The organism is Candidatus Nitrosopumilus sp., assembly GCF_965223225.1.
Lineage (GTDB): Archaea > Thermoproteota > Nitrososphaeria > Nitrososphaerales > Nitrosopumilaceae > Nitrosopumilus.
Genome location: NZ_CBDCVU010000004.1, coordinates 1,106,951 through 1,122,624, shown reverse-complemented (window position 1 = coordinate 1,122,624; position 15,674 = coordinate 1,106,951). Strand labels below are relative to the sequence as shown.

Here is a 15,674-nt window from a genome sequence, read left to right as displayed (position 1 = left end):
AAAGTTTTGGATTAGTTCACTGTAACACTGCCTACCATCCATGGGTGTACCATACAGAAGTAATCGTAGGTTCCTGCCTCTTCAAATGTAAATGCATAAACTGCATCTGCCATGACTAAGCTACTATCGAATACGCCAGATGGTCCATCAGCTGGACTTCCGCTAGTTACGGTGTGTGCTGCTGTGTCGACGTTAACCCATGCAACTGTGTCTCCAACATTGATTGTGATGTCTGCTGGTAAGTAACACTCGTTGGTTTCCTCACATCCTGGAACTGAAGTACCTTTTGGCATGTCCACTGTGTGTTTTTGTGGTCCTGCCATTATCTCTTCTACAACTTCAGCTGCTTCCTCCATTGTTTCTTCTACAACTTCAGCTGCTTCCTCCATTACCGTTTCAGTTACTGTAACACTGCCTACCATCCATGGGTGTACCATACAGAAGTAATCGTAGGTTCCTGCCTCTTCAAATGTAAATGCATAAACTGCATCTGCCATGACTAAGCTACTATCGAATACGCCAGATGGTCCATCAGCTGGACTTCCGCTAGTTACGGTGTGTGCTGCTGTGTCGACGTTAACCCATGCAACTGTGTCTCCAACATTGATTGTGATGTCTGCTGGTAAGTAACACTCGTTGGTTTCCTCACATCCTGGAACTGAAGTACCTTTTGGCATGTCCACTGTGTGTTTTTGTGGTCCTGCCATTATCTCTTCTACAACTTCAGCTGCTTCCTCCATTGTTTCTTCTACAACTTCAGCTGCTTCCTCCATTGTCTCTCCAGTATTTGCAGCCTCATCCTTTACTTTTTGGGCTAAATCTGCAAATGGATCTGACTTGGGTTCTGACTCTGAAGTTTCAGTTGAAACCATTGGAGCATTCGGAGTGGAAACTGGGGTTGAAAATTCCATAGAATCTCCTGCAAATGCGATTCCTGCACCTATTGCTGTAATTGCAATTGAAAACGCAATTGCGGCTTTGTCTATACCTGCCATAATTGATCCCAAATTTTTCATATGCTAAATAAATCTAATCTTCTAGTTCTTTGGCTGTTTTTTGACTATAATGTATTTTTTTCTAATTTAGTGGATTGCTAGATAGATTTGTTTTCAAATTTCGTTTTCTTTATGTTTTTTATCAATGATTATTTTGTTTACATATTTTCGATTTGTTTGAATTTTTAGATCTCATATCTTTGCAATATTCTCATTAGGATCTACTAGTTCATATTTTATCTTTAATTTTCTTTGATGGATTAACTGCTTGATAAACTGTGTTCGTTTTTTGACAAATTCATCATGAATTTCTTTTTTATCTGTAAGATATTCATACATTTTTTCTTCATCAATTTTGATTGTTATGGAATCTTCGTTTTTTATAATAAATACACCGATCCCCCAAAAAAGACCAACGTGTAGTGCAATATACTTTGATTGGATGTCTGTTACTTCATTTTTGTACATTTCTACATGTTCTCTTGATTGTACTGTTGTGAATTCTTCTGTCTTGATCTTCCAAGAAATTTTTGTTGCATCTCCGTCAAAGTAAAAAACATGTTGCAAATCTAACTTCAAATTATTTTCTTTTCTAAATAAATCTCTTGTATGGCATCTTAATCTTTTTATGATTTTCTTTTACCTGATTTTGGTTTAATCTTGTAAATTTTCAAAATTGTTTTAGTTTTTTTTACCTTGTCTTGTTGTTTCTTTTTGGTTTTGGAATTGTATTTCAAACATCTTTTTGTATTGACAGAGGATCAAAATTGAATTTACACCTCTCTGTGTTTTTACTAATTGATTTTGAATTGGTAACGTGACATGAGTTTTCTAGATTTCGAGAAATCTTTCTTTGATTGTTTTATAGAAGGATCAAACTGTGCTTTTTTACCTTGATCCTTTTGTATCTGGATGAACTTATGCTCATTGGTGTTTTACTGCTGGGTTTACTTAAGCTGAACATTTGGTAGTATTTTGTCTATATATTTTGAATTTGTTACTTATGATCAAATATTGAAATGTTTAATCATGCCTGAATCTCACACCTTCTTCTCAAAGATGGTTGATGAATTAGTGGAATTCTCTGAGTATGATCCAGAACTAGCTGATGGAATCAAGTGGCTTGATGATCAAGCACAAAAAAAAGGCATTACGTTTTACGACATGGTCTTTGAAGTGTTATACAAACATGATGTAAATTCAAAAGCAAAAGAGTGGCTTAGTACTAGAAATTAATTATTTTCTCAAGTCCAAAGTTTTGTATTCGCATCCTTGGGGTCCGCAATACTTTCCAACATATACTGCTTTTGGTCTGTACAGTGCTGGTTTTGGTGCGGCTTCTGCAAACTTTTCTTCAATTATGTGTGCTGCCCATCCTACAACTCTTGAGATTGCAAAGATAGGTGTGTTCAAATCCACTGGAATTTTTAACATGTAGTAAATTGATGCGCTGTACAAGTCAACGTTGGGGTAGATGTCTTTTCCTTTCTGAGCTTTCATTTCTGCTATTGTTGTAGTTTCTACTTTTTCTGTCATGTCAAACCATGGTTCTTTTGTTTTTTTGGCAAGTTTTCTTGACAACTCTTTTAGGACTTGTGCTCTTGGATCATAAGTCTTGTAGACTGCATGTCCCATTCCCATAATCCTTTCACCTTTACCCATCTGTTCTTTTATCCATGGTTCTACTTTTGCAATGTCTGCAATTTCTAATAACATCTTCATGACTTCTGTATTTGCTCCTCCGTGAAGCTCTCCACTTAGCGCTCCAATTGCAGCACTGGATGCAGAATACATGTGAGCTCTTGTTGATGCCACTTGTCTTGCAGTAAATGTGGACGCATTGAATGTATGATCTGCATGAAGAATAAGGCAAACATCAAATATTTTTTCTACTTCCGGATCTGGCCTTTCACCTAGCATCATATACAGAAAGTTTGCTGCATGACTTAGATTGGGGTCAGGTTCTACAAGGTCCAAACCGTTTCTTATTCTCTGCCAACTTGCGATGATTGTGGGAACCTTTGCCACCAGATTAATCGCCCTGTCATAACTTGCCTCTTTTGTAGAAAATTCCTCATCATAATATCCTGCTAAAGCTGCTACGAATGCTTGTAACATATCCATTGGATCGGCATCTTTTCGCCAGTTTCCCATGTTTTTTTGCATCTGCTTTGGAATGAATCTTGCCTCTGCAAGTTTTGTTTTAAATTCATCTAGTTCCTGCTTGGTTGGGAGCTTGTCATAAAGTAGCAAATAAGATGTTTCTTCAAATGTTGAATTTTTTGTTAGATCTAAAATATCGTATCCTCTGTAAATGAGCTTGCCTTTTTCACCATCAATATTGGAAATTCTGGTATCTGCTACCTCTATTCCTCTTAATCCTATATTTTTGGTCTCCATGGTTAATCTAGGCTTAATTCTTCTATTATGTTTTCGCAAATCTATGTCAATGAAATTTAGTTTTTTGTCTAATATCGTAACTTTTGGTGATAAATGGTAAAATCTAATGAAAAATTATGAACTCAACTGAGCGTGAAAAACTACGGGAATTAGATGATTTTATACTGAATTCTTCTCCAGAAGAGTTAAGTAAAATTCAGGAAATTGATTTTCAAACTCAGTTGCATGGATCATCGTTGTATGACATTTATTTTGATTCAACTGCTTTGACTGAGCAGCAGACAATAACAAAAACTAACAAAAAAAATTAGTCTTGTTCATTCTTGATTTAAATGAGGGATGTGCTTTTCCCAGTCGTATTGGCAGTATCTAAACCAAAAAAAACTTTGAAAAAATCTCCTAAAAAGAAAACAGCTACCAAAAAGAAAACAACTACAACTAAAAAGAAACCAGCAGTTAAAAAAACAGCAGCTAAAAAGAAAACAGCTACCAAAAAGAAAACAACGGCAACAACTGCAACAAAAAAGAAAACAACTGTTAAAAAAACAGCAGCCAAAAAAACAAGCACTAAGAAACCCGCAACTAGCAAAAGTTCTAGAAAAACTGTCAAAACTCCAAGAACTAGAGTCATCTGTATTTCACACAAGGAAGATGCCGATGGAATTAGTTCTGCTGCACTAGTGCGACAAGCATTTGGTGGCGATTCCGTACTTGTAGATTATCCTGGACAAATGGAGGCACTTCAGCAAGTCTCTAAAGATGAAAAACTAAAATCGCTTTTTATCTGTGATCTTGGATTAAGCAAAAAAACACAAGATGAGTTTATTGAAATTTTAACTAACCTTAGAAAAAACAAGGTTGCAGTAACCTACATTGATCATCATGACATTGATCCTGCAGTGGTAAAGGCACTTGAGAAAATCAAGGTCAAAGTAATTCATGACATTAACGAATGTACTGCAGTTCAAGTGTATGATGCATTCAAGTCCAAACTTGATGATCATGCTTCATTTGTTGCAACATGTGCTGCAATTACTGATTACATGGAGGATAGGCCAATTGGTTCTAAACTCCTTCAGATTTATGATAGGCAATTTGCTCTGATTAGCGCAACGGTTCTTACTTACAACATTGTTGGACACCAAAAGGATCCAGACTATCTTTTGTATTTGGTAGAGGAGCTTGCAGAATCCAAGTTCCCACATGAAATCCCAAACACATTTGAGTTTGCACAAATCCAAGTTGAAAAACTGTCACAAATGATTGCAAAAGTAAAACATGGTATGAAAACAATGAAGAATCTTGGATACATGGAGATACTTGATGCTGGCGCAAGCGGTGCAGTCAATTTTGTAATGGGACTTTCAGGAAAAGATGTTGGAGTGGCATACAAGGAAAGAATTGATCATGGAATCTATGCAGTATCAGTTAGAGGCTCTAAAAATTGTAAGGTGCACTTGGGTAAAATCGTAAATGTTTTGGCAACTGATCTTGGCGGCTCTGGCGGTGGGCACGACAGAGCATGCGGAGCTGTAATTCCAAAACCAAAAATAAAAAAATTCATCACAGAATTAAATAAAAAAATAAAATAATTACTGCAAGAATCTGGGAATTTTCTTGACTAGATGTGCAATTGATGCACGACCTGGTCCTGTAACAATAACTGCAAGCATTGCAGCAAGCATTACCAAGTCCCATTCCCATCCGCCTTTTGATACAAAGAATCCGTTTTCCCACCTGATGTGAAAAATAGCTCCAAGTAAAATTACTGAAAACACTACACCAGTAATTCTGGTCAAAACTCCTGTAATGAGGAAGACTCCTCCAATAAATTCTGCTAGAGCAATTGGTAACTGCATCTCAGGAGGGATGCCTATGCTAATTAACCATTCTTGCCAGCCAGGATCAAATTTCTTCAAGCTGTGAACGATGAATATTGCTCCAATTGAGGCCCTTATTCCCCAATATGTAATGTCGTGCAACGTATTTCCCTTTAGGGTTGCATCTGTGTCCATGTCGATTTGGTTTTGGAATTTGTTAAAAGCATTTGTCCAAATGCAAATCAGACTTGGAAGAATTTTTTAATATTTTGTGAGCTAATTTTACTCTAAATTGAACTCTAAACTTGTTGCATCTGTTTCAGTTGTGTTTGTAACTGCTATTGCTGGGACTGCATTCTTTGCGTTTTCCTCCCAAGACAATTCCGAAAATTTTGATTCTTCTTCTTTTATCTCCGATGATGTTGGTGCATCTCCTGTGTCTGAAAAATCTTCTAGTTTTGTCGATGTTAAAAATGTCCAAATAATGGAGACAAATGGGGTGAAACATCTCATTCCTCTTGATAAGATAAAGGGTGGCGGTCCTCCAAAAGATGGTATCCCATCAATTGATGATCCTGTTTTTGCAGGGGTTCAGGATTCTCAATTCATGTCTGATTCTGATACTGTGATTGGTCTTTACATAAACGGCGAGGCACGGGCATACCCTCTCTTTATTTTGGTTTGGCATGAAATAGTAAATGATACTGTGGGAGGTGTCCCTGTTGCCGTAACCTATTGTCCTTTGTGTTACACAAATCAGGTATTTGAGAGAGTAATTGATGGGCAAGAAGTAGAGTTTGGAACTTCTGGTAAATTGTATAACAGTAATCTCTTGATGTATGACAGACTGACTGATTCGTACTGGAGTCAGGCCTTGGGATTGGCAGTGAAAGGTGAGCTTACAGGACATGAGCTTGATTTGGTTCCATTTGATGTCATTACTTGGGGTGACTGGAAAGAGTTGTATCCTGACACACTGGTGCTTACAACTGACACGGGACACATTCGCTCTTATGCTACTGATCCATATGGCAACTATTACACAGAACCTCGAATCATGTTTCCAGTAGAGCATTCAGATGACAGATTGCATCCAAAAGAAATCATTTTGGGCTTTGAAGAGGATGGAGTCTACAAGGCATTCAGGCAAAGTGATGCTGAATCTCATGTTGTGATAAATGATATTGTTGGCGATTCTTCTGTGTTTGTTTTGTCTATGTATTCGGAGAACGCTCGTGCATTTGACAGGACAGTAGATGGTAAAATATTGAGTTTTGAGTATGATGCTGATTCAGACAAAATTTTTGATACTCTGACAAACTCTGAATGGAATTACGAAGGATTGGCAGTTTCTGGATATTATGCCGGGGTGCAATTGCAGCGAATTGCATACTCTCCTGGATTCTGGTTTGAGTGGATTGCATTTCATCCTGATACCCTAGTCTTCAATGCAGGTGAGGATAACTCGTGATTGCAAAACCTGTGCGAAAAGCAATTCTGGTTGGCGCTGCTACCATAGTTGTTTATCTTTTGGTTGTAGTTGCTACCACTCCTGCCTTGGAGCCTCTTGCCGCAATCAGTGCCGCATTTCAGATTAACTCCATTGTGATATTTGGTATGGGAATTGGAATTGGCTTGCAGATTTTTTTGTCTGAGAAAAGCAAACTTCTGGGATGCAGGATTGATGCAAAGAAAAGTGCAATCAGTGGAAATTCTGGAAGCACTGCCATGACGTCATTTTTTTCTTTTTTCTCACTTGTTCCTCTGGGATGTTGTGGTTGGTGGCTATACGCATTGTCGTTGCTGCCAAGTGTTGTTGGAACAGGGGTGTCTGCTGTACTAATTGAACACAGCCAAGCTCTGGCTTACCTTGGTCTTGTAATCATATTTGGGTTTGCAGGATTTACTGCATACAAGCTACGACGAGAACAACGCATAAGGCAGATTGCATAATTTTTAGTTCAAATTAACTTAAGAGCACAACTCTCATGGGTATATAGCTAGTGAGTTAGTTTTAATACCCACGTGGAATACAAGAATTCAGAATTCATTAGATCATATTTTTGCCACATCGTAGAATAAAATCATAATTAGTTTGTCTAGACATGATCAAAAGAACAAAAACATGGAATAATTCATGATATTCTAGTATGAAAATACATATTTTCTTGTGAATAAAATTAATTACTTCAAAACCATGATCTTCACTATGGGCTTCAGACTAACATTATTTGTAATGACGTCTCTATTCCTGTTTATTACATTTCCTGCAGTTTATTCACAGAACCAACCTGACGAACAAGAGTATGCACAAGCGATGGAAAAGGCAGAAGAGTGTAAGGAAAAAATTGACAATGACGATAGCATGACACCTGCTGAAAAGACTGTAGCCAGAGATAAATGCGATGATCATCTGACTAAAGAGATTGTCGGTACCTCCGGAGTAGACACAAAAAATGAGGAGATACGCGAAGATCGTACAAAAGAGATACTCCAATGTGAAGAATGGCATTCACAATATTTGACAGATTCTCAAGAGAATTTCATGTTGCTCAAAGACGTCAAGCATGCAAACATGTGTATTTTCCTTTACACTGATCCAATATGGGAATATGAAGGACAAGACCGAATTGAAAAACTAGTGGATCGTTCATTTGCTAGAGATGATATATCCGAATCAGGTTTTGAAGAAGACTCTACTTTTATCCCTCCTCCAGAACCCGAATTTCCGTTTGCAGAAACTACAGTGATTGTAATACCATTAAGCGATGATAGTCACGATTGTGAGAAACAGGAAAACTGTTACTTGCCAATGCACTTGCATATTGAAAAGGATACTCTTGTAACATGGCATAACTTTGATGATGATGCCCGTTCAATTGTTAGTGGTAATCCAATAGACGGACCAGACGGTATTTTTGAGAGTGGCATAATAGGGCCGGGGGAGAGTTTCTCGCATAGGTTTGAGCAGCAAGCCATTCAGGACTATTATGATATGTTGCACCAGTGGGAGACAGGAAAAGTCACAGTTACCGGAAAAGTGATAGACCGTGAAGAAAGAATGACAATCATTGAAGGTATGTCTTCTGATGGAGCAATTACTATTGAGCTGGAGGCAATGAATCCAACTGCAGGCAAAGCAATGGGCATATATGCAAAGTTTATTGGAAAAGACGGCAGTCTGGTTGAACGCATAAACTATGATCTGGTTGCAATTCAAGATGGACAGGAAGTCTTGACTCTTGATGACAATCACAGTCATGCGGGAATTGATGAGCACTGGACAATGCCCCTAATTTCTGACAACCCCGTAGACGTAAGGATTACAATACTTGGGATTGGAGACCCAGGACAAGAGCAAGAGTGGACTGGTCCTAAAGGCGAAGTTGTAATGTTTCATGTGGTACCAGAGTTTGGTACAATAGCAACGATGGTACTTGTAATAGCAATCATCTCAATTGTTGCAATTAGCACAAGATCAAGATTAAGCATTGCAGTTGCAAAATACTGATTTTTTCTTTTTTTCTGAATTCTTTCCCAGAGAAAAAATTATTTCTTTCTTATTTTTTCCTTGGAAATGATTTATTTTCCCTGGAAAAAATTATTTTTTCCTTTTTTGTTTCCTGAGGAAACAATTATTCTTTCTACAATTGTCCAATAATGTCAAATGAATTGTCAAGAAATGTCCAATTGATTTTTTGGATGAATTTGGACAAAATCAAAAAATGTCCAATAATGTCAAGAAATGTCCAATAATGTCAAATGATTATCGATGATTTTTTCGGTATCTTTCCGGCAGATTTCTGAATTATCTAGATATCCATTCGGCAAACTCGTTGATTTATCCGGGATTGACATTCATTTTTACGATAGGGTGAGATTATTTTTCCGAATTGATAATTTATTTTACCGAAATGATAAATGATATCCCGAATTGACACTCAATCTCTAAAGGTTGTCATCTCATTTTCTCTTGGATCTGGAGTTTCATGGCTTAGTTTGAATCTTCATGCAACAACACTGACATCACGACCCATAATAATTGTGGTTGCAGTGATGATTGAGTAAATGGATGTGGAAATGGTATAGCCACAGAGAGTTAAAACTATTTCCAGAGATAACTTGCAACATTTCCTATTTTTTATTCAAAAATAATCCGTCAAAAACACCAATTCATTATTAATCTGTCTATAACAGTGTTTTCCATTTTATTAATTACTCTTGAACATTACATATTGATAATTTAATTTTATATCTGGAACTAATGAAAACGACTCTTATCTCAAGAATGTATTTTTTTGTTGATGGATTTGAGAGCTTCTTCAGCATCTCTTTTACCATCTACTATTAAATGGGCAATTGTCTTCGTTGAAAAGTCTGCGTCCTCAAGTAAAAAGTGGGATTCTTCCTTTCGCTCAATTTTTATCATGTCTTTTATTATTGCCCCTCGTTTTATTACTAATTTTGAATATTCCGATTTAAGGTTTTGAAATTCTCTTTTGAGATTTTCATCGAGTTGTGTCTTGTCTAAGATTGCATGCATTCGTTTTAATAAATTCAGATGTCTTGAAAAGATCTTGGACATAATCATGTTGTGATCTGTCTTGTCTGAGTGCATTATGTCTCTTGCCCTGTGCCATGACTCTTCCATGTTCAGTGGAAGTGTTTCGTGCAATTTTGGAAATAGGCTAACAAGATATACTATCTTGTCTTTTTGAGGAGAAGCATTCACTGCTTCTCTAAACGGAGTGTTGCTCATCAGGCTTCCGTCCCAAAGGTACATGCCATCTTTCTTTGTCCAATTGATTCCATAAAATGGATATCCGGTGCTTGAGATGATATGGTCCGCATCAAGCTTTGTCTTGTTGCTGTCAAACACAATTGGCTTTCCAGTTTTGATATCAACTGCAGTCACAAGTAACCTGGAATTGCCCTCTCTGTTTAGAAAATCAAAATCTACATATCTTTTCAAGATTTTTTTTAAAGGAGTATTGTCATACAGAAAAGGCTTAGAACCTGCAAGTAACCAGGGATTTGGAAATCCGAAAGAAGGTTTTACAACATTAGGATTTCCAAACAATGTGCTGTTTAGTACCGCATGATAAGTTCTCACGTTTTCAGGTAGAAATTCAGGAGTCATACTCTCAGATAATTCAAGCCAGAATTCTTCCAATCTTTCTGAACTCTTATCCTGATTTTTAGTTCCTGCAATGACTGATGCGTTAATTGCGCCAATTGATGTCCCAATCACCAGATCAAACTTTATCTTGTGTTTGTGTAGTGTAGAAAATACGCCGGATTCATATGCCCCTAACGAACCCCCTCCTTGAAGAATAAGCATAGTTTCAAAGTCTTGTGTTTTTTCTTGACGTCTGTCAATTTTCTTGCCAGTCATTTTTCCTACTCCACGTAGTGTTGAGATACAAGATCATCATAGAAGCGAATCGATTTGACGCTGACAAACTCCAGCATACCATACCTTGAAAGCTCCCTTCCAAATCCACTGTTTTTTATCCCACCAAACGGAATTCTAGGATCAGAGACGACAACATTATTGACACTAACAATTCCCGATTCAATTTTGTCGGAAAGAACTTCGGCCGTTTTGAGATTCTCAGTCCAAATGCTTGCACCCAAACCATACTTACTGTCGTTAGCTAATTGGATGACCTCATCCTCATCTTCTATTATCGTGATTGGAGCTATAGGACCAAATGTTTCCTTGCTTGCAACATCCATGTTATCTTTTATATCTGTCAATATTGTTGGTTTGTAAAAATAACCTTTGCCGTCATGAATCTGTTCTCCCCCTGTCAACACATTGCACCCTTTCTCCTTTGCATCTTGTACCATTTCAGATATGTGATTTAGCGCATCTTTGCTCACAAGTGGTCCCAAGTCTGAGTTTTCAGATAACGGATCACCGACCACAAGCTTTTCTGTTTTGTGGATAAATTTTTCTATAAATTCCTCTCCTATTTCCTTTGAAACGAAAAATCGTTTTGATGCAATACAGCTCTGTCCGCAGTTGATGAACCTGCCTTTAACTGCACCATCTGTTGCTTTGTCAATGTCTGCATCATCAAGCACGATAAAAGGATCACTTCCTCCCAATTCTAGGACACATTTTTTTAAATTGGCAGAAGCTCTTTTGCCAACTTCTGCTCCTGCATTTTCACTTCCAGTAAATGTCACTGCATTGATATCTGAATCAATCAAAGTTGTCGCAGAGTCGGAATTTCCTATCAATGTCTGAAATATCCCTTTTTTTGCATCAATTTCTTTGAATGCATTTTCAATTTCAATTCCAGACTGGAGGGTTGCACTTGCAGGTTTTAGCACAACCACATTTCCTGCCATAAGGCTAGGAGCTGCAAATCTTAATGCCTGCCAATAAGGAAAGTTCCACGGCATTATGCTTGCGATAACTCCTAATGGCTCAAACTTTATTGTGCTTTTTCTTGCATCTGTGTTTAGTGTCTCTTCTTGAAGAAAAATTTTGCCATTGTCTGCATAAAACTCCATGACCCATGCACACTTTTCGACTTCTGATTTTGACTCTTTGATAACCTTCCCCATTTCGTTTGTGGCAACCTTTGCAAGTGTTTCTGAATTTTTTTTGAGGTATTCTGACATTGCGTGAAGTGTATTTTCTCTCTCCTCATCTGCGTCCTTCCATGAGTTAAACGCATTTCTCGCGTCATCTACTGCCTGTTTTATTTGATTATTTGTTACTACTGTAAAAGTGGAAATCTTTTCCTCTGTTGCTGGGTTTGTAGTGGTGATGGTTGCCATAGGTCAGATCACTTGTTCACTTTTTTGGCAATCACAAAAATGAAAATAAATAAAATTTGTCATGGTAACAACACTATGGCTTAAGTACTGCTCTTCCAACTATGTTACCGTCATTTAATTCGTTGAGTGCTTTTGTGGCATCTTCAAGCTTGAATGTCTTTGACACGACCGGATCCACCTTGTTTCTTTTTACCAGATCAACCAAGTCAGCAAGATCAGCAAGCCTTCCAGTGTATGATCCAATTATGGTATGGTTCTTCATTGGGAGCAATGGGAGGTTTATCTCAGCAGAACCTCCAAAAAGACCGACCAGAACAAGTCTCCCTCTTTTTTTCAGTATCTCCAAATCTGTTTCTACCGTTTTTGGTCCGTTCACAAAATCAATAATGGCATCAGGTCCCAGTTTGTTATGGGTCAGTTCCTTTACTTTGTCCAGAAAATTATCTGATTTTGAGCTTATTGTGTAATCAGCACCAACCTCTGATGCTTTTTTCAGACGATCATCATTCAAGTCTATGGCGATGATTGTTGGATTAAACAAGGCTTTGGCTATCTGAATTGCAGTTAGTCCTAACCCGCCAATTCCAACTATTGCCAAACTCTGTTTTGGGGATATCTTGGAATTCTTTACTGCATTGTATGCCGTGAGTCCAGAGCATGCCAGAGAGCAGACTTTGTCCGAATCCATGCCTTCAATGTCGACAAGATACTTTTCATCGGGGACGAGGACCTTTTCGGCATATCCTCCATCTTGGTATATTCCCAGAGATTGAGGATTATCACACACATGCTCATCCCCTACCAGACATGCAGAACACGTCCCATCACCTATCCATGGATACACCAAGACATGCTGGTTTTCTTTGAATTTAGATACGTCTTCTCCGACAGACTCAACGGTTCCTGCTATCTCGTGGCCCATTGTCAGGGGGAATTTTACTCCCCTGTCCTCCACCTTCATGATTTTGCCATCTTTCCCTTCGTATCCTCCTTGCCAGACGTGAATGTCGCTATGGCATACCCCTGATGACTTTACTTTTACAATTACTTGCCTTCCTTTGGGTTTTGGGATTTCTATGTCTTTTATCTGCAAATCCTCTTTTGGTTTTATTACTTGGGATGCCTTCATGTCTTGTCTTTTTCTGATTTAAAAAATTGATTTGATTCAAACATATTTTTCCACAGTTCCAAGGTATTTTCCATGCCATCATTCCAAACCTTCATGAAATTTTCTGACTCTTCAACACTTTTCTTGAAATTTTGGGATTGGAATTCCAAGGTCTTAGTCATCTCGGAGATTAAGTTGCTGGTGATTTGAAACATATAGTTATTCATTGCAGAACTCTCTAAATTTTTTTCAAAAATTTTTTTATCCTGTAAAAACCTATCCATGAATGATTTGTTTGAATTCGTGAATTTTATCTGAAAATGTGACACTGTTTTATGGTAATCCTCAATTGTGTTCTCTATTGTTTTGTAAAAATTCTCTATACTCTTTTCATATTTTGGGTCAACGTTATTTTCTTTTAATTTTTCGTTGGACAATTAACAGCAAATATTTTTTTTAATAGATAAACATATTCCCAAATCAAAATATTATTTTTAATTACACTTCAAAACAATGGGATGTTTTGTGACATTTCTTTCAAAAAGGGTTTTCGAATTTATTCCGTCAACAAACCATGTTCTTATTGTTTACAGAGTCTGTTTTTCATCATAGTTATTCAATCGAGTTATGTCCCGATGGGAAAACAGATCAAGAAACCAGTCAACACCTATCCTTATCTTCTTTTCCAAAGTGGGAATTGCGGAAATATAGTATTGCTTCCATACAAACCAAGCCATCAATCCCTTCAATCTGTTTCCAAATATGATGGCGACTGCATTTTTTTGACCAATCTTTGCCATGGTACCTTTGGTGGTGTGTGAAAAAACAGAAAGGGGCTTGTTTTTACTGTCAATTAATAAAATTAAGTTCTTGGCAGCAATTTTAGCTTCAGCTATTGCATGTTGAGCCGTAGGAGGATACATTTCTCCAGTATCCGGGTTCTGAATGGATGCGCAGTCACCAATTGCAAAGACATCAGGATAGTTTTCAAGTTGAAGGTGTTGGTTTACCTTGATTTTGTCTTTGTCGTCCTTTTTGCAGTCAAAGTTCTTGAAAACAGGATCCATTCTCAGTCCTGCAGCCCAAATTATTGTGTTGCAAAAGATTTTTTCATTATTGTCAGTTTCAACAAAATTATCTCCTACATTTGTGGCCTTGGTATCTGTAATGACGGTCACATTGTTTTTTTCAAGTGTGTCCTTAGCATATTTTCCCAAAACTTCTCCGACCTCAGGTAATATGATCTTGTCTGCTGCAACAAGCATAACGTTTAGTTCGTCAAGGTTTATTCTACGATAAAACTTGCTTACAGATTCCCGCAGAAAATCGTTGAGCTCTCCAATGGTTTCAACTCCTGAAAATCCTCCTCCTACAACAACAAAAGTCAGCAACTCTTTTCTTAGTTTCTCATCTTTTTCATGTTCTGCACTTTCAAGGCATTCGATTACGTGATTCCTTATCTTTATGGCATCGATCATCGTTTTTACAGACAAGGAATTTTGTTGGATTTCTTTGTTGCCAAAGAAATTTGTTCTGCTACCTAAAGATATAACCAGATAGTCATATGCAATTTGAGATTGTTCTGACTTTGATTTATTTTTGTTTAGAAAAACAATTTTTTTGTCAAAATCGATCTCAGAAACCCTAGCTTGCAAAAATTCTGCCCTCTTGCAAAATGTTCTAACTGGAGTTGAAATGTGTCTTGGCTCAACAGTCCCAGTTGCCATCTCTGGTAGCATTGGGGTAAAGAGAAGAAAGTTGTTCTCACTTATCAGCATGATGTTGATGTTTACATTGTCTTCAAATTTCTTTTGTATTTTTCTCAAAACATGAACACCTGCAAACCCCCCTCCCAATATGACAATTTTTTTCATTTCAGAAGAGGGGATGTCATGCACATGCTTCTGATGATGTTCCCAGGTGTTTATCTTCGAAAACTCGATATTGCAAATGTGGCACAGATAATTTGCCCCAAACTTACGTGTAAAAACAGAAGATGCAATACCAAGTGTAACCCCCCATATGAGATGCATAAAAAAAGAATCACGTAATTGAACCAAAAGTCCCTCTTCTATCTGCTGTATGGCCATGTCATTAGGTATGTCTGGATTAGTTTTTGTAAGAACCTCAACTGTGGTTGGATTCAACAATATCTGAGTTACAGGAATTGCAAATACAATGAATACAACGATTCCTGAAATAATCCCGTACATTATTCCACGAGAGACTTTGGAAAGATTGAACCTAACTATCCTGTGTAACATTATTCCGGTGACTATTCCAATAACTGTTGCAACCAAAAAATGTAAAATAAAACCAATCATCGGATCTGACGAATTTACAATATCTGCCATCACAAGCAGTGTAGTCAAATATGAGGAATCGCCTACAATGTCTGAGAATATTCTGGGAATGTGCATGGTAAATGCACCTACAACAGAACCGATTGTTACAAAAAACACTTCTTTTTTTAGAGAAAAGTTCACAGTTGGCTTGTCAACTGTATTTGCTGGTCTATGATTGGTCCTATATGCTCCCATTCTGAATTTCTGCATT

Annotated in this window: 16 protein-coding genes; 7 read left to right on the top strand and 9 right to left on the bottom strand. The window is 37.4% G+C overall.

Annotated elements, in window-relative coordinates; genetic code table 11:
* Nucleotides 1–11: 11 nt before the first annotated feature.
* Together ACOQN3_RS07230 and ACOQN3_RS07225 are read right to left on the bottom strand one after the other, a co-directional pair.
* Nucleotides 12–995 (bottom strand): cupredoxin domain-containing protein, encoded by a 984-nt coding sequence (locus tag ACOQN3_RS07230; protein WP_420545806.1) that lies wholly within the window; start codon nt 993–995, stop codon nt 12–14.
* Between the two features lie 192 nt (nt 996–1,187).
* Nucleotides 1,188–1,562 (bottom strand): hypothetical protein, encoded by a 375-nt coding sequence (locus tag ACOQN3_RS07225; protein ID WP_420545805.1) that lies wholly within the window; start codon nt 1,560–1,562, stop codon nt 1,188–1,190.
* Between the two features lie 462 nt (nt 1,563–2,024).
* Between ACOQN3_RS07225 and ACOQN3_RS07220 the strand changes: the two genes are divergently transcribed.
* Nucleotides 2,025–2,231, top strand: a complete 207-nt coding sequence (locus ACOQN3_RS07220) for a hypothetical protein (RefSeq protein WP_420545804.1) — start codon at nt 2,025–2,027, stop codon at nt 2,229–2,231.
* On the opposite strand, the gene ACOQN3_RS07215 is transcribed toward ACOQN3_RS07220, so the two are convergent.
* The gene (locus tag ACOQN3_RS07215; RefSeq protein WP_420545803.1) at nt 2,232–3,395 is read right to left on the bottom strand and encodes a citrate synthase; all 1,164 of its coding nucleotides are present in this window, start codon (nt 3,393–3,395) and stop codon (nt 2,232–2,234) included.
* Between the two features lie 116 nt (nt 3,396–3,511).
* On the opposite strand from ACOQN3_RS07215, the gene ACOQN3_RS07210 reads away from it, so the two are divergent.
* Nucleotides 3,512–3,706 (top strand): hypothetical protein, encoded by a 195-nt coding sequence (locus ACOQN3_RS07210; RefSeq protein WP_420545802.1) that lies wholly within the window; start codon nt 3,512–3,514, stop codon nt 3,704–3,706.
* Nucleotides 3,707–3,727: 21 nt separating this feature from the next.
* A complete protein-coding gene (locus tag ACOQN3_RS07205; RefSeq protein WP_420545801.1) occupies nt 3,728–4,987 on the top strand; it encodes a DHHA1 domain-containing protein in 1,260 nt (419 codons plus the stop codon).
* Here the strand turns inward: ACOQN3_RS07205 and ACOQN3_RS07200 are convergent, their stop codons facing one another.
* Nucleotides 4,988–5,410: a DoxX family protein gene (locus ACOQN3_RS07200; protein WP_420545800.1), complete on the bottom strand. Its 423-nt coding sequence runs from the start codon at nt 5,408–5,410 to the stop codon at nt 4,988–4,990.
* Nucleotides 5,411–5,507: 97 nt separating this feature from the next.
* On the opposite strand from ACOQN3_RS07200, the gene ACOQN3_RS07195 reads away from it, so the two are divergent.
* From ACOQN3_RS07195 to ACOQN3_RS07180, 4 genes are all read left to right on the top strand, one after another.
* The gene (locus ACOQN3_RS07195; RefSeq protein ID WP_420545799.1) at nt 5,508–6,686 is read left to right on the top strand and encodes a DUF3179 domain-containing protein; all 1,179 of its coding nucleotides are present in this window, start codon (nt 5,508–5,510) and stop codon (nt 6,684–6,686) included.
* Nucleotides 6,683–7,168, top strand: coding sequence for a hypothetical protein (locus tag ACOQN3_RS07190; protein ID WP_420545798.1), 486 nt, complete (start codon nt 6,683–6,685; stop codon nt 7,166–7,168). The genes ACOQN3_RS07195 and ACOQN3_RS07190 overlap by 4 nt, the downstream gene beginning before the upstream one ends.
* A 256-nt stretch (nt 7,169–7,424) precedes the next feature.
* A complete protein-coding gene (locus tag ACOQN3_RS07185; RefSeq protein WP_420545797.1) occupies nt 7,425–8,726 on the top strand; it encodes a cupredoxin domain-containing protein in 1,302 nt (433 codons plus the stop codon).
* Nucleotides 8,727–9,136: 410 nt separating this feature from the next.
* Nucleotides 9,137–9,283: a hypothetical protein gene (locus ACOQN3_RS07180; RefSeq protein WP_420545796.1), complete on the top strand. Its 147-nt coding sequence runs from the start codon at nt 9,137–9,139 to the stop codon at nt 9,281–9,283.
* Between the two features lie 214 nt (nt 9,284–9,497).
* On the opposite strand, the gene ACOQN3_RS07175 is transcribed toward ACOQN3_RS07180, so the two are convergent.
* The 5 genes from ACOQN3_RS07175 to ACOQN3_RS07155 all read right to left on the bottom strand — a co-directional run bounded on the left by ACOQN3_RS07175 (nt 9,498) and on the right by ACOQN3_RS07155 (nt 15,658).
* Nucleotides 9,498–10,610, bottom strand: a complete 1,113-nt coding sequence (locus tag ACOQN3_RS07175; protein WP_420545795.1) for a patatin-like phospholipase family protein — start codon at nt 10,608–10,610, stop codon at nt 9,498–9,500.
* 5 nt (nt 10,611–10,615) lie between these two features.
* Nucleotides 10,616–12,010, bottom strand: coding sequence for an NAD-dependent succinate-semialdehyde dehydrogenase (locus ACOQN3_RS07170; RefSeq protein WP_420545794.1), 1,395 nt, complete (start codon nt 12,008–12,010; stop codon nt 10,616–10,618).
* A 73-nt stretch (nt 12,011–12,083) separates the two neighbouring features.
* Nucleotides 12,084–13,139 carry an alcohol dehydrogenase gene (locus tag ACOQN3_RS07165; protein ID WP_420545793.1) on the bottom strand — a complete coding sequence of 352 codons (1,056 nt, stop codon included), beginning with the start codon at nt 13,137–13,139 and terminating at the stop codon, nt 12,084–12,086.
* The gene (locus ACOQN3_RS07160; RefSeq protein WP_420545792.1) at nt 13,136–13,555 is read right to left on the bottom strand and encodes a hypothetical protein; all 420 of its coding nucleotides are present in this window, start codon (nt 13,553–13,555) and stop codon (nt 13,136–13,138) included. The genes ACOQN3_RS07165 and ACOQN3_RS07160 overlap by 4 nt, the downstream gene beginning before the upstream one ends.
* Before the next feature lie 150 nt (nt 13,556–13,705).
* The gene (locus ACOQN3_RS07155) at nt 13,706–15,658 is read right to left on the bottom strand and encodes an NAD(P)/FAD-dependent oxidoreductase (RefSeq protein ID WP_420545791.1); all 1,953 of its coding nucleotides are present in this window, start codon (nt 15,656–15,658) and stop codon (nt 13,706–13,708) included.
* Nucleotides 15,659–15,674: the final 16 nt, after the last annotated feature.